Source organism: Shewanella sp. BJSY2023SW005, assembly GCF_047314585.1.
Taxonomy (GTDB): Bacteria; Pseudomonadota; Gammaproteobacteria; order Enterobacterales; family Shewanellaceae; genus Shewanella; species Shewanella algae.
This window is the reverse complement of sequence record NZ_JBKORJ010000052.1, coordinates 56,664-75,650: the sequence shown is the minus strand read 5'-3', so window position 1 is coordinate 75,650 and position 18,987 is coordinate 56,664. Positions and strand designations below refer to the sequence as shown.

At 56.8% G+C, this 18,987-nt stretch carries 13 protein-coding genes and 1 riboswitch; of the genes, 4 read left to right on the top strand and 9 right to left on the bottom strand.

Translation table 11 applies throughout. The features are described 5' to 3' along the window. Positions 1 to 18: 18 nt before the first annotated feature. The gene (locus tag ACMHXI_RS15530) at positions 19 to 654 is read left to right on the top strand and encodes a class I SAM-dependent methyltransferase (protein ID WP_413735413.1); all 636 of its coding nucleotides are present in this window, start codon (positions 19 to 21) and stop codon (positions 652 to 654) included. A gap of 107 nt (positions 655 to 761) precedes the next feature. On the opposite strand, the gene ACMHXI_RS15525 is transcribed toward ACMHXI_RS15530, so the two are convergent. The 8 genes from ACMHXI_RS15525 to ACMHXI_RS15490 all read right to left on the bottom strand — a co-directional run bounded on the left by ACMHXI_RS15525 (position 762) and on the right by ACMHXI_RS15490 (position 10,340). Beyond that, complete coding sequence (locus tag ACMHXI_RS15525; protein ID WP_025889974.1) at positions 762 to 1,202, bottom strand: nitrate reductase cytochrome c-type subunit; 441 nt, start codon at positions 1,200 to 1,202, stop codon at positions 762 to 764. Beyond that, on the bottom strand, positions 1,199 to 2,131 hold the full coding sequence (napH, locus tag ACMHXI_RS15520; protein WP_144438186.1) for a quinol dehydrogenase ferredoxin subunit NapH: 933 nt from the start codon (positions 2,129 to 2,131) through the stop codon (positions 1,199 to 1,201). The genes ACMHXI_RS15525 and napH overlap by 4 nt, the downstream gene beginning before the upstream one ends. Continuing rightward, a complete protein-coding gene (gene napG / locus ACMHXI_RS15515) occupies positions 2,128 to 2,871 on the bottom strand; it encodes a ferredoxin-type protein NapG (protein ID WP_144438187.1) in 744 nt (247 codons plus the stop codon). The genes napH and napG overlap by 4 nt, the downstream gene beginning before the upstream one ends. A gap of 10 nt (positions 2,872 to 2,881) precedes the next feature. Beyond that, positions 2,882 to 5,365, bottom strand: coding sequence for a nitrate reductase catalytic subunit NapA (gene napA / locus ACMHXI_RS15510; RefSeq protein ID WP_208185044.1), 2,484 nt, complete (start codon positions 5,363 to 5,365; stop codon positions 2,882 to 2,884). Continuing rightward, complete coding sequence (locus ACMHXI_RS15505) at positions 5,362 to 5,661, bottom strand: chaperone NapD (RefSeq protein ID WP_025889977.1); 300 nt, start codon at positions 5,659 to 5,661, stop codon at positions 5,362 to 5,364. The genes napA and ACMHXI_RS15505 overlap by 4 nt, the downstream gene beginning before the upstream one ends. Before the next feature lie 257 nt (positions 5,662 to 5,918). Further along, complete coding sequence (locus ACMHXI_RS15500) at positions 5,919 to 7,109, bottom strand: lipocalin-like domain-containing protein (RefSeq protein WP_101095532.1); 1,191 nt, start codon at positions 7,107 to 7,109, stop codon at positions 5,919 to 5,921. After that, entirely contained in the window at positions 7,109 to 9,682 is a 2,574-nt protein-coding gene (locus tag ACMHXI_RS15495) for an ABC transporter permease (protein WP_101095531.1), read from the bottom strand. The genes ACMHXI_RS15500 and ACMHXI_RS15495 overlap by 1 nt, the downstream gene beginning before the upstream one ends. Beyond that, the gene (locus ACMHXI_RS15490; protein ID WP_101095530.1) at positions 9,675 to 10,340 is read right to left on the bottom strand and encodes an ABC transporter ATP-binding protein; all 666 of its coding nucleotides are present in this window, start codon (positions 10,338 to 10,340) and stop codon (positions 9,675 to 9,677) included. Before ACMHXI_RS15490 ends, ACMHXI_RS15495 begins: the two co-directional genes overlap by 8 nt. 355 nt (positions 10,341 to 10,695) lie before the next feature. Beyond that, a riboswitch (glycine riboswitch) is annotated at positions 10,696 to 10,796 on the top strand. Between the two features lie 117 nt (positions 10,797 to 10,913). Between ACMHXI_RS15490 and ACMHXI_RS15485 the strand changes: the two genes are divergently transcribed. Further along, positions 10,914 to 12,281, top strand: a complete 1,368-nt coding sequence (locus tag ACMHXI_RS15485; RefSeq protein ID WP_144215845.1) for an alanine/glycine:cation symporter family protein — start codon at positions 10,914 to 10,916, stop codon at positions 12,279 to 12,281. On the opposite strand, the gene ACMHXI_RS15480 is transcribed toward ACMHXI_RS15485, so the two are convergent. Then, the gene (locus tag ACMHXI_RS15480; protein WP_167716534.1) at positions 12,266 to 13,174 is read right to left on the bottom strand and encodes a LysR substrate-binding domain-containing protein; all 909 of its coding nucleotides are present in this window, start codon (positions 13,172 to 13,174) and stop codon (positions 12,266 to 12,268) included. The two genes, ACMHXI_RS15485 and ACMHXI_RS15480, sit on opposite strands and share 16 nt — an antisense overlap. 90 nt (positions 13,175 to 13,264) lie before the next feature. Between ACMHXI_RS15480 and ACMHXI_RS15475 the strand changes: the two genes are divergently transcribed. Both ACMHXI_RS15475 and ACMHXI_RS15470 read left to right on the top strand, forming a co-directional pair. Then, complete coding sequence (locus ACMHXI_RS15475; protein WP_413735408.1) at positions 13,265 to 13,414, top strand: hypothetical protein; 150 nt, start codon at positions 13,265 to 13,267, stop codon at positions 13,412 to 13,414. 249 nt (positions 13,415 to 13,663) lie between these two features. Then, on the top strand, positions 13,664 to 18,967 hold the full coding sequence (locus ACMHXI_RS15470) for a PAS domain S-box protein (protein ID WP_413735406.1): 5,304 nt from the start codon (positions 13,664 to 13,666) through the stop codon (positions 18,965 to 18,967). Positions 18,968 to 18,987 lie beyond the last annotated feature (20 nt).

Below are 18,987 nucleotides of genomic sequence, written 5' to 3'. Positions count from 1 at the left end.
AAGTGAACCGAGTCATCGATGAATCCATGTCCCTTGTGTGCCAACACCCAGCCTAAACAGACAGTTCCCGCCAGGGTTGCCAGACGTTATTTTCTCTGCCCAGAGTGTCAGCTCATCTTTCTCGACCCTGCGCATTTTCTGCCCTTGAATGAGGAGCAGCAGTTTTACGATACCCACGAGAACAGCATTGACGACCCCGGCTATGTGGGCTTTTTGCAGCGCCTGTTGACGCCGGCGATGACCTTTCTGCGCCCGGGTATGCAGGGACTGGACTTTGGCTGTGGCCCTGGGCCGACACTATCAAAACTCCTTGCCCGGGAAGGGATAGCGTGTGACGATTTCGACCCGCTGTTTTTCCCCAATCCATTGCAGGCGCAGTATGACTTTATTCTCTCCAGCGAGTGTTTCGAGCACTTGCACAGGCCTGCCGCCGAGATAAGCGCGCTGCTGGCACGTCTGGTTCCTGGGGGCTATTTAGGCATAATGACAGACCGCTGGCAGAGTGAAGCCCAGTTTTATGACTGGCACTATACCCGGGATCCTACCCATTGCAGTTTTTTCCATCGCGCAACATTGGACTGGCTCTGTGAGACGTTTGCTTTGAGCTTATGTTTTGTCGATGAGCGGCGGATTGCCATTTTTCAAAAAAATTGAGGCATCAAAGTGAAGGGCTGGGAAGGGCAGGCAAGCCCCAATCCCTTTGGGGCTGTACCTTGAAACCGGGGCGCCTCCAGGAAGCAGCGACCCGGTTTTTTTCGCTATCAGTTGGCAGCGCCAGTGCTGAAGTTATTTTCCACCAGCGGCTGCTTGTTATCGGCCTGAGGCACATGGCACTGGGTACAGAAATAGTTCTGTCCATTGAGGGTGCCCTTGTCGTCGATAACATGGGACTTGGCCACAGGCGTTGCCTTCATGCGCTTGGCCTTGCTCCAGTCATGGCAGTTCATGCAGCTGTTTTTCTTCAGGCTGATGGGGTAGTCGGCCTTGTGAGGAATGAGCGGCGGCTGTTCGGCGTAGTTACGCTCTATGGCGTTGCCACGCATTGGATAGGAAGGCATGGCATCGGCCGGGCGTACAGAGCTAATCTCTGCATCGCCACCGCCAAGAGAACTGACGTTAACCGGCTGAGCCGTTTCTGCCTGCTGTCCTGAGCAGGCGCTGAGTGCCAGCAGCATCGCGGCTGCGCTGAGTGTTTTTTTCATTGCTTGTTCTCCGCCTTGGTGGCAATTCGGTTGCAATCTATTTTGTTGGATTTGTCTTTGGCTTCACCCTTGGGCGAGAGCCGGGTTAATGGCGTATCAAACTCAAAGACCTTCTTGGCACAGACATCGATACAGCGGCCGCAGAGGGTGCAATCGGTACTGGTTATCGTAGGGTTGCTTCCCTTGAGGGCGGGTTTGAGCACCTGCCGTTCGGGACACACGGTAAAACAGTCCATACAGTTGTTGCAGTCGTTGGCTCTTACCGCCTCGATATTGACCAGTCGCAGCTTGCCCAGCAGGCTGTAGAGGGCGCCACTTGGGCACAGGTGGCTGCACCAGGCGCGCTCGCTGACGAACAGATCCAGCAGCAGTATCACCAGCAGCAGCCACAGGCCACTGAAGCCACCGAACAACAAGGCTCGGTAGGCCACGGGAACCGGGTTGAGCCACTCCCAGGCCAACAGGCCGGTCAGTGGGGGCAAGAGCAACACCAATACCAGCAGATAGTAGCGCAGCGACCTTGGTAGCTCGGGCAATCTGGGCAGGCCCAACTTGCGTCTGAGCCAGGCGGCCGTATCTGTCACCATGTTGACCGGGCAGACCCAGCTGCAGAACACCCGTCCACCCAGTAGGCCATAACCCAGGGCGACAATGGCAGCGCCGAGCAGCAGGCTCAGTTCCGGCAGATGGCCACTGGCCAAACTCTGCAGTGTCACCAGCGGATCGGCCAGCGGCACTGTGTCCAGTAACAGACTGGCCGACAGGTTGCCTTTCAGTAGCCAGAGGCCAAACAGTGGTCCTATAGCAAACAGCAACAAAACGCTGAGTTGTGACAGGCGTCTGAGCAGCAGGAACCTGTGTGCCTTCCACCAGCCCAGGGTAGCGATGGCATCGGCGGCAAAGGCGTCTGAGCTTTTTTTCCGACTCATATTTCGCCTCCGTTACCCAGTCCGGGCAGCCCTTGATTGAGCATCTCCAGGGTGGTCTTTTCCGTGTCTATGTAAGTGTCGTGCTCGGCGGTCTTGCCGCTGGCGAGCTTCTGCGGCAGCACCTTGATCGCCGCCTCTTCCAAAACGCAGGCATGTTCACACTTGCCGCAGCCGGTGCAGATATCGGCATGCACGGTAGGAATAAACATGGCGTGGTGGCCACTGCGTTCATTGCGGGCACGCTCAAGGGTGATGGCCTCATCGATGAGCGGGCAGACACGGTAGCAGACATCACATCTCAGGCCTTTGAAGTTAAGGCAGTTTTTCTCATCGATCAGTACGGCTGTGCCCATTCTGGCATCCTCGATTTTCTCGAGGCCGGTATCCAGTGCCCCACTGGGACAGGCGCGGGTACAGGGTATGTCCTCGCACATCTCGCAGGGGATACTGCGGGCGCTGAAGAAGGGCGTGCCTGTGGCTGCCCCTTCAAACCAACGCGCCAGTTTCAGGGTGTCATAGGGACAGGCCTCGACACAGAGGCCACAGCGAACGCAGGCCGAGAGAAAGGCGTCCTCAACGAGGGCGCCCGGGGGACGTATCGCCTGGGGCGCCAGCGACTGGGACTTGGCCAGCGCTGATATCCCCAGCCCGGCCAACCCCATCACACAGCCGGCTTTGGCCGTGGTCGCCAGAAACTGGCGACGATTGATGTTATTGACACTATTGCGTTTGTCACCCATTACTGCTGCCTCAGGCCTTCATCACTTTGACCGGACACTTCTTGAAGTCTGTCTCTTTGGACAGAGGGTCGGTGGCGTCCAGTACCAGCTTGTTGACCAATTGACGGGCATCGAAGAAGGGCATGAACACCACGCCTTTGGGTGGCTTGTTACGGCCCTTGGTTTCAACCCGGGTCTTCACTTCGCCGCGAGGCGAGGCGACGATGACTTCATCACCACGCTTGAGGCCACGGCTCTTGGCATCATCAGGATGCATGAAGATCTGCGCATCCGGATAGGCGCGGTACAACTCGGGTACCCTGGCGGTCATTGAACCTGTGTGCCAGTGCTCCAGCACCCGGCCTGTGCTCATCCACAGATCGTATTCACTGTTGGGCTCTTCGGCGGCCGGTTCGTAGGGCAGGGCGAAGATCACCGCCTTGCCATCTGGCTTACCGTAGAACTGATAGCCTGAACCCGGTTTAACGTAAGGGTCAGAACCTTCAACGAAGCGGCGCAGGGTTTCCTTGCCATCCACTACCGGCCAACGCAGACCACGGGTTTCGTGGTAGCGGTCGAACTGAGCCAGATCGTGACCATGGCCGCGACCGAAGGCGGCGTATTCTTCGAAGATCCCCTTCTGCACATAGAAGCCGAAGTGTTCAGATTCATCGTTGAGCTCGGCCTGACAGTCGCTGGTGGGGAACTTGTTGATCACTCCATTGGCGAACAGCACTTCATAGAGGTTCTTGCCGGCGTATTCAGGTTTCTTGGCAATCAACTCGGCGGGCCAGACTTCCTCTACCTTGAAGCGCTTGGCGAACTCCATCAGCTGCCACAGATCCGACTTGGCGCCTTCAGGGGCTTTCACCTGCTGGTGCCACATATGGGTGCGGCGCTCGGCGTTACCATAGGCACCTTCTTTCTCGACCCACATGGCGGTAGGCAGGATCAGGTCGGCCGCCATGGCGGTGACTGTTGGGTATGGATCTGACACCACGATAAAGTTTTCCGGGTTACGGAAACCGGGATAGATTTCATCGTTGATATTGGGGCCGGCCTGCATATTGTTGGTACACATGGTCCAGTAGCAGTTGAGCTTGCCGTCTTTCAGCATCCGGCTCTGCAACACGGCGTGGAAACCGGGCTTGGGCGGAATAGTGCCTTCAGGCAGCTGCCAGGCCTTTTCTGTGATGGCGCGGTGTTTGTCGTTGTTGACCACCATGTCGGCGGGCAGACGGTGGGCAAAGGTGCCGACTTCACGGGCGGTACCACAGGCAGAGGGCTGGCCTGTGAGAGAGAAGGGGCTGTTACCCGGAGTGGCAATCTTGCCGGTCAACAGGTGCAGGTTATAGAGCATGTTGTTGGCCCAAACCCCACGCACGTGTTGGTTGATACCCATGGTCCACAGGCTCATTACCTTGACCTTGGGATCGGCATAGGCCTTGGCCAGCTCCAGCAGGCGCTCTTTCTCCACGCCGCTCATCTCGCTGGCGTATTCCAGAGTGTAGCGGCTGACAAACTTGGCGTACTCATCGAAGCTGATATCGCTGAACTTGCCGTTACCCGGATTCTTGGCTTTTTTCTCCAGCGGATGATCCGGACGCAGGCCATAACCTATGTCATCCACACCCAGGGCAAACTTGGTGTGCTTGTTGACGAAGTCCTTGTTGACCGCGCCGTTTTGGATGATGTAGTTGGCGATATAGTTGAGGATCACCAGGTCGGACTGAGGCTTGAACACTATCGGGTTGTCGGCCAAATCGAACGAGCGGTTCTCGAAGGTAGACAGTACATGCACCTTACCGTCGGGGTGGCTCAGACGGCGATCCGACAGGCGGGCCCATAGGATGGGGTGCATCTCGGCCATGTTGGCGCCCCAGAGCACAAAGTGATCGGCGGCTTCCAGGTCGTCATAACAGCCCATGGGTTCATCGATACCAAAGGTACGCATAAAGCCGACCACGGCCGAGGCCATACAGTGGCGGGCATTGGGGTCGATATTGTTGGTGCGGAAACCTGCCTTATGCAGCTTGGAGGCGGCGTAGCCTTCCCAGATGGTCCACTGGCCTGAGCCGAACATGCCCACAGAAGTCGGGCCCTTGGTGTTGAGCGAGTGCTTCCACTTTTCTGCCATCACATCGAAGGCCTTGTCCCAGCTCACGGGGATGAACTCACCGTCTTTGGCATACTGGCCGTCTTTCATCCGCAGCAGTGGAGTGGTCAGACGGTCTTTTCCGTACATGATTTTCGACAGGAAGTAGCCCTTGATGCAGTTCAGGCCCTTGTTGACCGGGCTCTCAGGATCGCCCTTGGTGGCGACGACCTTGCCCTCTTTTGTGCCTACCAGCACAGAGCAGCCGACACCGCAGAATCGGCAGGGGGCCTTGTCCCATTTGATATTGTCTTTCTGCTCAGCGGCTTCGACGACTTTCACTGGCAGAGTGACTCCAACGGCCGTGGCGGCGGCAACGGCGGCGTTGGCTTTAAGAAACTCGCGGCGGCTTATGCTCATGGTGTTTCCTCACTCTTTATTTCTTTTGTTTGACTGACAGGCTCAGAATCGACCTGATGATAGATAAGACTGCTGGACAGTATCCCGGGCAGACGGTTGATTGCTTCGACGTTATCCAGGATCTCGCCCTGGCTTTCGCCTTCGAGGGTGACTACCAATTTGCCTTCTGGGCTGCTGGCGTGGACTTCGGCGCCTTCAAGGGCCTGGATGGCAGTGGTCACCGCCTCCAGGGTTCCCGGAGCGGCATGCACCACCAGACTGGTGACATGGTATTCCATCTCTGTTTGTTGCTTCATTGAGGCTCACCTCGACAGGTAAGGGCGACTGGCACGGCATGGGCCGAGTCACCGGAACTGAATCAAAGTCTAGACCTCATTAAAAATGTGGGTATACCTCTTGAGAGGTAATGAAAGCGATTGGCGATCCGGATCAACATTTTCAATGTGATCTGAATCCAAGTTTGAAATTTAAACAGATTAGCGGCTTGACTCTTGCAATATTAATGTAACGCCATTTTGAGAATAGTTCTTGTTTACTACCTAAAGTGGGTTATTCAATAGCCGGTCAGCTCCATATAACCCACGCCGGTTTGTGTGCCTTTGATGGTGATGGGCCCCTCCCAGTAGGGGATAGACAGGTTCATGGCGGCATTGGGATTGAGGGCTTCCAGAGTCAATGACAGAGATTCTCCCGGCAGCTCCAGTTGCCAGGCTACAGGGTAGCGACCGCTGGCCGTTTGTTGCCAGTCCTTGACGCTGAGGCTGATATCATCGAGCGCCAGCGGGTGGCCACTGCCGTCGGGATACATGCGCTTGCCGCTGAAAAAGGCTTTGTTTTCCTGCTCTCTGAGCTGAAACAGCATCAGGGCCGAACCGTCATCGAGCCGCAAGGCGAACCAGTCCCAGCCCTGTTGGCCGCGACTGAGAAATTCTGAGCTCCACTCCCTATCGAGCCAGGCATTGCCGGATACCTGCAGCCATTGCTCCTTGTGGCGCACTTTGCCTTTGACCCGAATAAAAGGCTGGCTGTAGTAGTAAGAGGCTACAGTGCCGGCGGCATTTTTACGGCTGAAACCCTTTTCTCCCTGAATCTGCAGCTCGGCTTGGCTATCGAGTTGCAACTCGAAGGCAAAGTCCTCTTCGCTGACCTGTAAACTGGCGGGAAACAGCCCGCTATTGGGGCCGCTTGCCGCCTGGCTTTGCCAGCGCCAGTTATCGAGCCAGACCCTGAGCGGCAAGCCCATGGCTCCGGCTTGAGTTTTGTCCTGGGCTCCCTGGGGATGGGCTGCTTTGCCTTGGGGCGCGGCAAGCGCGCCCCTGGCCCAGCGCTCGGCGCTTTGGTGACTATCTTGAAAACTGAGTGCGCTGTGAGCCATATAAAGCTGATTCGTCGCCCAGGGAGAGCTGGATTCAGGTTCATCCGGGGAGAGGGCGATACGAAACTGAGTCCATTGCAGCCCGAGGGGCTCACCGCTTTGCGTGGTCAGATTGGCGGTCAGATACCACCACTCCTGACGAAACCTGGGGTGGGGCAGGTGATCTTCCGGAAACTGCAGCGCCGCACCGGGCTCGACTTTGGCATAGCCTTCGCTCGCAGTACCCATCACCCGGCTCATGGCCCGTGAGTCTTGCTGCTGAGCCTTGTCTTGATGAGCCTTATCGCAGCCACTCAGCACAGCGCAGCCCAGCAGTAGACCCGCTAACAAGGGCGCTACGGCAGGCCACCGCATTGTAATCAATCGCATTAGAGCACCTCCTGTTGCAGGCTGGAGACCAGAGAGCGGCGGCTCTGCCAGTAGAGGGGAACTATCACCGCCAGGATGCAGCACAGCAGCGACAAAAGCACCACCCGGCCATAGGCCAGCCAGTCCCACTGCATGGCTATGGTCCAGCCGAAGGCCTGCAGCGTCACCTTATGGATAAGCAGGTAACCGAGAATCGCCCCCATGGGCAGGGCCAACAGACAGGTGAGCAGCACCACCAGCAGCATCTGCAATAGCAACATAGACAAAAGCCGGCCACGGGTAAGCCCGAGCGAGCGTAACATGGCGAGGCTCGCCTGGCGGGACTGGGTCAGCATCAGCACAGCACTGAAAAGCCCCACGGCAGCCACGAGTAAGGTCAGGGTGTTGAGTACCAGGGTAATGCTGAAGGTCTTGTTGAAGACCCGAATCGCCTCATCGCGAATTTTTTGCTGGCTGTAGACCTGTACCGGACTGAGTCCAAGCTCTTGAATGAGGGCGCGCTCGAGGGCGGCAATGCTTGTGAGTCCTGCCCCCTTGGCCCTTTCTGCACTTGTTGCTATGCCACTCACCGCCAGGCTAACGGCTTCAGTTGGCAGCTTAAGCTCTTGCCAGAGGGATTGCGCCAGCAGGACCTCACCCTTGGGATTGCCATAGTCGTAATAGATGGCGCTGATGGGTAGGGTCAGTGGTGTCTTACATTCCTTTTCCGGGCAGAGGCTGAGCTTGTCGCCCGGCGCCAGCCCCAGCATCAGGGCCAAGGGCTCGCTGATAGCCAGAGTCTGGCCCTGGATCACCGTCAGCAGCGCTTGCTGTTGCTTGTTTTGGGCTCCTTGCACCTGAGCCTGGGCTGGGGTTTTCAGCGCCGTGGTGCGCGCGATAGAGTCGGCGTCCCGGCTAATAAGGTTTATCTCCAGCGTATTGCCGCTCCCCTTGGCATAGAAGGGCGCCTGCCATTGGTAGAAGTGAGCCAGTCCGGGGGCTTGCTGCTCAAGAAAATGCTCCAGATTCGCCATATTGCCGGCGCCCGGGCGGATATAAAGCTCGGCATGCAGGCGGGTGTCGAGCCAGCTTCTGAGGGTCTTGTCAAAGCTGCCTACCAGGGTATTCATAGCGATATTGGCACACAGGGCCAGTAGCAGCGCCATCATGGCCAGCGCCAGCGGTGCCACCAGCTCTCGGGTATCGGCGATGGCGTACTTGCTGAGTCCGGACGGAAACAGCCGCGCCAATAGCCCGAGCAAAGACTGCAACAGTTGCGGCAACAGCAGCGGGATAGCCAGGGTCAAGAGCCCCATCAAGCCCAGGCTGTGTTGGTGGGTTTGGCTCAAGGGATAAAGCAGCGCCGTCAGGGCAAGCAGCGCAACCCCAATGAGAAACAGGCGTTTGTGCATGCTTCTGTGTCTGTGTGCATGCCATTGGCTCTGGGTATTTTGTGCCAGGCTCTGATGACACAGCTCAAGATACAGGGGCACGCAGGCCAGCAGTGCGGCGATAAGTGTCAGACCGGCGCCTTCGGCCAACCATTGCCAGCGCCAATTCCCCGGCAGCAGAGTCGCACCATAGAGCTGCTCCAAGGTCAGCGCCACCATGGGCTGCAGCCACTGGCTGAGCTGCAGCGCCAGAATAAAGCCACTGGCCGAGCCAATGAACACCAGCAACAACAACTCCAGCAGCAGCGCCAGCATCAGGGCACGTCGTCCCAGGCCCTGCTTGAGCAACAAGAGCAACAAACGGCGGCGTTTCATCAGGCTGTAGCGTACACCGTTGTAGGCGATAAACAGCCCCACCACGAAGGCCAACATCCCCATGGCGTTGAGGTTCAAATGAAAACTGCGGGTGAGCGCTGTCAGGGCGGCGCCCTTGTCCTGCTCGCTGATATTCAGCTTACCCAGCGGCAGTCCGCTTTGCTTGAGCCGCTCTTTGAGCCTCTGCGGCTCGCCAAAGAGGGCGATATAGCTGAGGGTGCCTTCGCGCTTTAATAGCTGCTGGGCCAGCGAGATATCCAGATAGAGGCGGTTGCCGAGCTGCTGTGAGTCGGCGAGCGCCAGCACTTCGAGCGTGCGTCCACCGAGGGACAGGGTTGGCGGCGCCTTGAGTCCCTGATGCAGGCTGTCGCTCATGACAATGATGGGCTCACCGGCGAGCAGTCTATTCAAGGGCAGATGGTTGCGGCCATTGCCCCTTTGCTCGAAGGTGCCGAGGGCGGCAATGATATCGCTGCCTTCCACTTGCCACTGGCGACCCTGAGCGTCGTCAAGGACGCCGCTGATCACCGGCAGTGCCTGGATGCCGCTTTGGCGCAGTTGAAAATAGAGTGCTTCATCGAGGCTGGCCCCGCGGGCCTTGGGGGTGATAAAAAGGCTGGCCTGTTGTCCCAGGGCTTCGCCCGCCTCACGGTAGCTGTTGATGGCGTTGTCGTTGGTGGCCTTGACGCCAATCAGCAGAGTCACCGCCAACACCACTCCCAGCAGTATGGCGCCGGCCTGCAGTGGTGCCTTGCGATAGTGGGCCAGGGTGACTTTCAGGGCCTGCCAGGCCAACTTGATTGTGGTTAGCGCCCCTGTGTCACTCATGAATGCGCCCTTGCTGCAGGTGCCAGCGGCGCTGCATATAGGCGGCGGCCGTTTCGCTGTGGGTGACCATAAGAATGGCACTGCCGGCATCGGCGGCGAGAGAGCACAAAAGCTGCATCACCTCATCACCGGCGGCGGCATCCAGGTTGCCTGTCGGTTCATCGGCCAGTAGTAATTCAGGCTTATGGGCCAGGGCGCGGGCAATGGCGACTCTTTGCTGTTGACCACCACTGAGGCTTTCGACTTCCCGGTTCAACAGTGGCGTCAGCCCCAGTGCCTGTACCAGGTGATCGCACCAGGCTTGCCAGCCTTCACCGAGCAGCGACAGGGGAAAAAGAATATTGTCGCGAACATTGAGCGGCGTCAGTAGGTTGAATTGCTGGAACACCACCCCCAGATGGCGGCGGCGAAAGGCGCTCCACTGTTTGTCCTGCCAGCGACTGCTGTCTTGACCTGCCAGCAGAATGCGGCCCTGATCCGGGTGCTCAAAACCGGCTATCAGATTCAGCAGTGTGCTCTTGCCGCTGCCACTGGGGCCAGTCAATGCCACCGTCTCGCCGGGTTTGATCTCCAGGCTGAGATTTTCCAGCACCCTGTGGGGGCGATCGCCGTCCAAAAATCCTTTGCTTACCCCTTCCAGCAACACCTGGCTCTGCATTTGAACTCCTGTGAACCGCAGTAATCTGCTATAGCATAACAAGTTTTTTCAATCGGTGAACTCGACTTTCAGCTGTTGTTACCGCGTAAACCGAACCTGGTTCGGTCGCTCGGGGTGTAGGCTAAGGTCAAATTTTTTGCAGCAAACAGGGCGCGAGTCGGCTTTGCCCCTTGAGTCGGGGGCCATTTAGGCGCAAACTGTGCCACCTGCCACAAATAACGTGGCAATCCGTTCGGATGAAGGTAGCAGGAGAGTGGGGAATCGCCCCCACACCGACGAGGCAATTTCCACCGGTTAACCCGGTTGGAGGTACTCTTTCAGGTGCCGGTCAGCATTGACGGCGTGGACTGTTACTGGACGAGCCTCTGGAGAGACCGGGCATGCCCCGGCGCCGAAGGCGAAAGTGCCGGCTTAGGCCGGCGCGAAACGCTCAGGCAAAAGGACAGAGGAGAGGATGATTGCACCGCCTTGCCTCTGGTGATCTTTCGCTTTTGGCCTCTGCTGCCGCGGTTTCGCAGCCATTTCTTTTCCTCCTCCGTTTATTAATTTTGATGTTTAATAACTGAGGAATCTATGGATTTTCATGCACTTCTTACCCAGATAAACGCTATTGTCTGGGGACCTGCCACCTTACTCTTGTTGGTGGGAACCGGTATTTATCTGAGCTTCAGGCTGGGATTCATTCAACTGTTGCGTCTGCCGCTGGCGCTGCAGTTGCTGTTCAAACCCGCCAATGGCAAGGGGGAACTCTCCTCTTTTGCCGCTCTTTGTACCGCGTTGTCGGCCACCATAGGCACGGGCAATATTGTCGGGGTGGCTACTGCCATCAAACTCGGTGGTCCCGGCGCCCTGTTCTGGATGTGGATTGCCGCCTTGTTTGGCATGGCCACCAAGTACGCCGAGTGTCTATTGGCGCTTAAGTTTCGCACCACTGACTGCCACGGTAACATCGCCGGTGGCCCCATGTACTACATAGAAAAAGGCCTGGGGCTCGGCTGGCTGGCCAAGCTGTTTGCGGTTTTCGGTGTCGGTGTCGCTTTTTTCGGTATCGGGACTTTTGCCCAGGTCAATGCGATTTCCGAAGCTATGACCATCGCCTTTGATGTGCCTGCCTGGATCACTGCTGTGGTACTGACCTCGCTGGTGGCTGCTGTGACCTTAGGGGGTGTTAAACGGATTGCGGCTGTGGCGCAAAAGTTGGTGCCCACTATGGCTATAGGTTATGTGGTTGCCTGTCTTTGGGTGCTGCTGAGCGCCAGTGAGGCGATCCCGGATGCGATAGCACTGGTGCTGCATTCCGCCTTCAATCCAGTGGCGGCGACCGGTGGCTTTTTGGGGGCAGGTATCGCCCTGGCGATTCAAACCGGGATTGCTCGTGGGGTATTCTCCAACGAGTCGGGTTTGGGTAGTGCTCCGATAGCGGCGGCAGCCGCCAAGACCAAGGAGCCGGTTGAGCAGGGGTTGGTGAGCATGACGGGCACCTTCTTCGATACCATTATCATCTGCACCATGACGGGCTTGGTGCTTATTCTTACCGGTGTCTGGAATGGCGATACCGCCGGGGCAGGCATGACCAGTGCTGCTTTTTCCAGTGCCACCACGCCGCTGATTGGCCAGTATTTGGTAACCGTAGCGCTGGTGTGTTTCGCCTTTACCACTATTCTTGGCTGGAACTATTATGGCGATCGCTGCTGGAGCTATCTCACCAAGGGCCGCTGGATCCCGCTCTATCGCTGGGTTTTTCTTGGGCTTATTGCCTCGGGCGCCTTTATCACGCTGGATCTCATCTGGCTGCTCGCCGACATAGTCAATGGCTTGATGGCGATACCCAATCTGATTGCCATTATAGGTCTGCGCCACCTGGTGCTGGCAGAAACCCGCAGTTATTTTCAGCGTCTGCGCGGCTGCGGTGATGAGGCTCTGCCTCAGGCCGATGCCTGAGTCTTGAGCGAAGCAATCAAGGCCAGCAACCAGTCTTCAAACCGTCTTATCCTTGCCAGTTTGGGTGAGGCGGCGTGATACAAGAGGTGATAGCGGATCCCACCCGGTAGCACTTGCGGCAGAGGCGCCGTGAGCGTACCGGCGCGGATATATTGCTGGGCCATCAGGCGGGAGCCTAAAAACACCCCGTGGCCTGACAGCGCCGTGCTCAGTGCCATATCCAGATTGGCGACCCGCACCCAATTGAGTGCCTGGGTATCCGGCGTGATACCTGCCGCCGCAAACCAGGCCAGCCAATCCTGTCCCGGCTTGTCGTCGGCATCAATAAGCCAGCATTGGCTCAGTTGCGAGGCTTGGGTGAGTGCTTGCTCCTGTGCAAGTTGGCTGGAACACAGGGGCACAGTGTCATCGTCGAACAGGTGACGACAGTAAAGCTCACCCGCGTCAATGTCACCAAAACGTATCCCGATATCCATCTCTGTGTGTTGGAGATCTTCCAGCTGACTCGAGGCCCAGACCCTGACCTTGATTTCCGGATGCAGCCGATTGAACTGCCCAAGATTCGGCAGCAGGATCAAGGAGGCAAAGGACTGAGTTGTCGTGATGTTGAGCTCTCCTGGAACCCCCTGACATTGTATCTCTTGCCAGCAGGAGCCGATGGAGCCGAATGCCGCCGTCAGGGTATCGGCCAGCTGCTGAGCACGGCTGGTGGGCTGCATGCTGCGACCGCGGCGAATAAAGAGTTTGATCCCCAGGTGAGCCTCCAGCAAGCGTAGCTGTTGGCTGACCGCCGCTTGGGTGATATGCAACTCTTCTGCAGCTTGGGTGTAGCTCTTGTGCCGCGCCGCCGCTTCCAGGCAGCGCAGTCCCTTGAAGTGATCTAAGTGTTCCATAAGCTGTACTTATTTTAATGGTAAGAAATCATCGTTGGTTTTACGGTGGGCGCCGCGGCAGAATGCATTTGGTCACCACAGGAGCTCGCCATGAATTCAGCCACTCAAAAACCTTTTTTAAACCCAGATAGTAGAGATTCTACTGCCAATAGCAAGCCGCTTGAAAAGGGGCGGTTTCAGCGCTGGCTTGCAGCTATTGGCCGTTCTCTTTCCCTGCAACACAAGAGTTTATTTAAATAATTCCAGCTTATCTTTTTCTGTGTGTTTTATGTCAGTTGGCTGCAGCTGACTTTTTTGTGAAATTTGCTCCGCTTCACTTGTTTAACCGCATGGCTAATGCTTAAATAACAAGGTTAATTTTTGACCTTTAATCAGTTAGTTGACTTCAGTCGCCTGATGTACTTCGGCATTGATTGCCCAAGAGAGTGTGTCTGACAATAGGACTTTGCAGTTGCAGAGTCGCAAGGAAATCGTCAGAGAGGCAGAGCTATGCCGGATACCGCGACACTCAGAACTTTTCGCAGCCGTATTCTGTTGCAGATAGCCATTCCCTTAATCAGCATCATGACTGTGATTTCGGGGATTACCGGCTGGTATAACTATCAGGAAGAAGAGAAAGCCTTCTTTGCCGACTTGGCTGAAAAGGCAGACTTCGCTGCTAAAAGGCTCGAGTTTGAGCTGTCTTTGGCACAAAGGGATAGCCAGACACTGGCTTACAGCCTGGGGAATCTGGAGTCTTTCGAACGTCTGCAACAAGCGGACAATCTCTATCAGTTGCTCAGGGACAGGTTGCAGCGCAACCCCAACTTTTACGGCAGCGCCATCGCCTTTCAGCCCGGGTTTCTGCCCGGGCAAAAACGCTTTGCTCCCTATGCCTTTCGTCAGGACCTGTCGATTGTCACCATGGACATAGGCCAGGAAGCCTATGACTACACCAGTGGCGAGTGGGACTGGTGGACCGAAGCACTCAAACATGCCGAAGGCTACTGGACGGCCCCCTATTTTGATGAAGGTGCCGGCAATGCACTGATGATCACCTTCTCGCAACCCTTTGGCAGCGAAGGGGCGCCGCTGGGCGTGGTTACCACAGATCTGGCACTTTCCAGCCTGCCGATACGTTTGGGGATAGATCCCAAAAAGCTGTTGGTATTGGACAACCAGGGCAGGCTCATCTATCACCCGGACAATAATCTTACCCGCAACGCCAAATTGGAAGACTGGCTGGCTAATACCGCCGCCGGCAAGGAAGCAGCGCAGCATATCTATGCCGCCGACACCCCCGAGGTGGCCCTGAGCGATCTCAACGGCGTGCAGTACCTTGCCAGTGTCGCCAGGGTTGCACCACTGGAGTGGCGGGTGTTGGTGATCACGCCGCAAAAGCAGTTGCTGCGTTCTTTCCTGCAGGATTTCAGCTCCTTGACGCTCAACCTGTTGTTGCTGGCTATGATACTGCTGGTCACCAGTTACTGGAGCGCCAAGCGTCTCACTCAGCCTCTGGAGCAGTTGGAAGCCGGGATAGTGGACTTCAGCAAGGGGTTGATCAAACGCTTGCAAAAACCCGAAGGCGTGGTGCGGGAGATTGCGACTCTCAGCAATAAATTCAATGAGATGGCTGAAATTCTCGAAGAGAGGGAACAGGCGCTGCTCGACTCCCGCGGCAACAGGTTTGCCAAGCTTATCGACGGCATGAGTGACAAGTCCTTCTACTGCTCCATGGATCCCAACGGCGCCATAGTACAGGCCAGCGACGGGGTGAAGAAGGTCTTGGGTATCACTCCTGAAGTGCTCAGGCGTAAGTATCAGCGGCTGTTTTCCAGCAACAGTATCAACGAAGCCAACTGGCAGTATATGGAACAGGCGCTGGCCGGCGAGTCGGTGCCGCCGCATCAGGTGGAGTTGGCCGATGCCGAAGGTGGCTTGAGGCGTTTGGATCTGTTTATGCAGCCTCTGCTCGATGATGAAGGCAAGCTGATTTCGGTGGAGATGCTGTTTAATGATGTCACCGAGCAGTTTTCCGCCGCGGCCTGGTCCAACGCCGTGCTGGAGGCGGCGCCGGAGGCGATGCTTATCGTCGATGAAGGCGGCATGCTGGTGTTCTCCAACAGCCGCTGTCAGGAGCTGTTCGGTTATGCTGCCGAGGAGATGCTCAAACTCAATATCGACCAACTGCTGCCGGAAGTGGACCGGCTGGAACTCGCAGCCAAGCGCCATGCCTTCGTGACCGACGGCAAGGATCGCATGATGGCCAAGGGCAAGGCGCTGCAGGCACTCAAGTGCGATGGTTCCCAGTTCCCGGTGCAGATAGGTTTGAGCCTGTTGCCGGCCGATCACAAGGGCAAACGTCAGGTGGCGGCATCGATTCGGGATCTGACCGAGCAACTGGCGGTAGAGCGTAAAATTCGCGAGAGCGAGAGCCGTTTTCGTGGGCTGGTATCCAACATCCCCGGCGCCGTTTATCGTACCCGGGTCGATGAACAGTGGACCATGGAATATGTCAGCGACAATATCACTGAGATAAGCGGCTATCCGGCCTGGCACTTCATCGACAGCAAGAAGCGCAGTTATGGTTCCCTGGTCATAGATGAAGACAAACAGTTGTGTATCGACACCATCAACTCGGCCCTGGCCGAGCAGCAAGCCTTCGATGTCGAGTACCGTATTCGCCACCGGGATGGCAGTGTGCGTTGGATCCATGAAAAGGGTAAGGCCAGCTATGATGAAGACGGTAACCCGCTGTGGTTCGATGGCAGCCTCAATGACATCACCGACAGCAAGCTGGCTCAAGAGAAGATGGAGCAGTCACGGGAGCAACTGGAAACCATCACAGAGTCTGTGCCCAGCACTGTGTATCAACTGTTTTGGCAAAGCCCGCAGCAACGCAGATTCACCTTTCTTTCCAGTGCAGCCATCGCCACTCTTGGCCACCACAAGAATGAGGTGATGGCCGATTTTGATCTGGTGGCCGAGCGGATTGTTGCCGAAGACAGGGGCAGCATTATTCGCCTGCTTTCCGGCGAAAGTGGACTGCAATGGATCAAAGAGTTCCGCTACCGGCATCCTTCCGGTGAGGTGCGTTGGCTAGAGGCTGGTGCCAAGGGCAGTAAACAGCAGGATGGCATGCTCTGGAACGGTTATCTTACCGACATCAGCGGCCGTAAGGAGATGGAAACCGAGCTGGCCCAGAGCGAGGCCCACTTCCGGGCCCTGTTTGATAACGCAGGTATAGGCATAGTCAACCTGGACGATCGCGGCACCATAATGGATTGCAATGGCCAGTTCTGCAGTGACATGGGCATGAGTGCCGAGCAGCTCAAACGTCGCTCGTTTGCCGACTTGATGGCGCCGGAAGACAGAAGCAATGCCAGCGAGCTGTACGAGCGCCTGAAGCTAAGTGACGATCACAGTGTCAGCGGCGAGTGGCGCCTGCTCAGTGCCTCCGGCGAGCCCATGTGGATGGCAATCAACGCCTCCGAGCTTGAAGAGGAAGAGGGCCGTGAACGTTCTGTGGTCATGAGTATCGCCAACATTACCCGCCTCAAGCTATTGTCCAACGAACTGATGGCTGCCAAGGAAGATGCCGATGCCGCCAACAAGGCCAAGAGTGACTTCCTTGCCAATATGTCCCATGAGATCCGCACCCCGATGAACGCCATTATCGGCATGTCTCAGCTGTGCCTGCAGACACAGTTGGATCGCAAACAGCGTAACTATGTGGAAAAAATTGAACGGGCTTCGCAATCCCTTCTGGGGATCATCAATGACATTCTCGACTTCTCCAAGATTGAGGCCGGCAAACTGGATATCGAAGTGGTGCCGTTCCAGCTCGACAGTATTTTGGAAGATCTCGGGGATATGTTCTCTGAGCGCGCCGCCGACAAACAATTGGAGCTGCTGTTTGCCGTGGCCCCCAGCGTACCCAGCCACCTGGAAGGGGATCCGCTGCGTCTCGGTCAGGTGCTTATTAACCTGATGAACAACGCCATCAAATTCACCGAACGGGGTGAAGTGATGCTGTCGATAAGTGAGCTCAGCCGCGAGCAGGATGAAGTGATCCTAAGATTCGCTGTGCGCGACAGTGGCATAGGTCTGACGGCCGAGCAGCAAGCCAGATTATTCAAGTCTTTCAGCCAGGCAGATACCTCGACCACACGTAAATACGGCGGTACCGGGCTTGGGCTGGCGATTTCCAAACAACTGGTAGAACTGATGGGCGGTGAAATCGGCGTCGAGAGCCAGTTTGGCAACGGCAGTTGTTTCTTCTTCACTGTGCGGCTCAAGGTTGCGGAAAACGACAAGCTGAATGTAGAGCAGGAACTGGAGGGCATGCCCATTCTGGTGGTCGATGACAACGGTACCGCCAGAGATATATTGCGCACCACGCTGGAGAGCATGGGCTTTACCGTTGACTGTGCCCGCAGCGGCATGGAGGCGCTGGATAAGGTGAAGCGCAAGTCCTACAAGATGGCCTTGATCGATTGGAAGATGCCTGAGATGGACGGCATGGAAACCGCGCGGCAGATACTGCAGGTAAAAGAGCCGCCGCTGATCCTCATGGTGTCGGCCCACGCCAACAGTGACTTTATCGAACAGTTGGAGCAACTCGGGATCAACGGCTATATCACCAAGCCGGTCAGTGCCTCCAGGCTGCTCGATGGCATTATGCTGGCTCTTGGGCGTCAGGGCCATATTCCTGTCAGGCGCAAGGCGTTGGATCTCGAATCCCTGCAACTGGCAGCTCTTGCCGGCAAACGTGTGTTGCTGGTGGAAGACAACGAGATGAATCAGGAGGTGGCGACCGAGTTTCTCGAGCAGGTGGGCATAGACTTGTCCATTGCCGAGAATGGCCAGATAGCACTGGAGAAGTTGGCGCAGCAGCAGTTTGATCTTGTGCTGATGGACTGCCAGATGCCTGTGATGGATGGATATCAGGCCACAGAGGCACTGCGCAAGATGCCTGGGCTTGAGCAGTTACCTGTGGTTGCCATGACGGCCAACGCCATGGCCGGTGACAAGGAGATGTGTCTGCGAGCAGGCATGAATGATCACATCGCCAAGCCGATAGAAGTCAGCCTCTTGTATCAGGTGTTGTTGCAGTATCTGGGAGGTGGGCAAGTCCCGGCCGCTGCAGGGAATAATGATGCTGGTATGGCCGATGGCGATGCTCCTGAGAATCTGGTGAGCTGGCCGGAACACGAGAGCCTGGATATCGATCGGGGACTGCAGCTGGTACAGCATTCAGAGCGCCTCTATCGGCGCATCTTCGAGCGTTTCCTCGGTAGCCAGGGCAATGTCGGCAAACGGATTCGCAAGGCGCTCAAGGAACAACAGCAGGAAGAAGCGGTCAGGGCGGCGCATACCCTTAAGGGGCTGGCAGGTAACCTCTGCTCCGAGCCGTTGGTGGAAGAGGCCAGGCAATTGGAAGCCAAGTTGGCGGCCGGTGAAGAATGTGAGCAAGAGTTGCTGGCGGTGGAAACCCGGGTTGCAGCCATTGTCGAAGCCATTGCGGACTGGATGGGTGATAAGCCACAAAGCGATCCACTGGCGGAAGGTGATGCCGTCGAGGAGATGGACCCCGAGGCGCTTAAAACCGCCCTGGAGCAACTGCTGCAGAGTCTGGAAGACGCCGATGCCGAAGCCGTTGTTCAACTGGAAGCATTGAGCCGCAGGGTGAGCAAGCCTCTGTGGCAGCGCCTGAAACCTGTCAGCAGCATGGTCGGCAGCTATCAGTTTGATGATGCCGCCGATCTTATCCGCGAGCTGCAGCAGGAGCTGAACGAGACCGAGCAGGCCTGACTATACTCATTAGGGGATAT

Coding starts and splice junctions, on each gene's coding strand:
- ACMHXI_RS15495 (WP_101095531.1), bottom strand. CDS start 9,682: ATGAGTGACACAGGGGCGCTAACCACAATCAAGTTGGCCTGGCAGGCC.
- ACMHXI_RS15525 (WP_025889974.1), bottom strand. CDS start 1,202: ATGAAAAAAACACTCAGCGCAGCCGCGATGCTGCTGGCACTCAGCGCC.
- ACMHXI_RS15530 (WP_413735413.1), top strand. CDS start 19: ATGAATCCATGTCCCTTGTGTGCCAACACCCAGCCTAAACAGACAGTT.
- napG (WP_144438187.1), bottom strand. CDS start 2,871: ATGGGTGACAAACGCAATAGTGTCAATAACATCAATCGTCGCCAGTTT.
- ACMHXI_RS15485 (WP_144215845.1), top strand. CDS start 10,914: ATGGATTTTCATGCACTTCTTACCCAGATAAACGCTATTGTCTGGGGA.
- ACMHXI_RS15480 (WP_167716534.1), bottom strand. CDS start 13,174: ATGGAACACTTAGATCACTTCAAGGGACTGCGCTGCCTGGAAGCGGCG.
- ACMHXI_RS15470 (WP_413735406.1), top strand. CDS start 13,664: ATGCCGGATACCGCGACACTCAGAACTTTTCGCAGCCGTATTCTGTTG.
- ACMHXI_RS15505 (WP_025889977.1), bottom strand. CDS start 5,661: ATGAAGCAACAAACAGAGATGGAATACCATGTCACCAGTCTGGTGGTG.
- ACMHXI_RS15490 (WP_101095530.1), bottom strand. CDS start 10,340: ATGCAGAGCCAGGTGTTGCTGGAAGGGGTAAGCAAAGGATTTTTGGAC.
- napA (WP_208185044.1), bottom strand. CDS start 5,365: ATGAGCATAAGCCGCCGCGAGTTTCTTAAAGCCAACGCCGCCGTTGCC.
- napH (WP_144438186.1), bottom strand. CDS start 2,131: ATGAGTCGGAAAAAAAGCTCAGACGCCTTTGCCGCCGATGCCATCGCT.
- ACMHXI_RS15475 (WP_413735408.1), top strand. CDS start 13,265: ATGAATTCAGCCACTCAAAAACCTTTTTTAAACCCAGATAGTAGAGAT.
- ACMHXI_RS15500 (WP_101095532.1), bottom strand. CDS start 7,109: ATGCGATTGATTACAATGCGGTGGCCTGCCGTAGCGCCCTTGTTAGCG.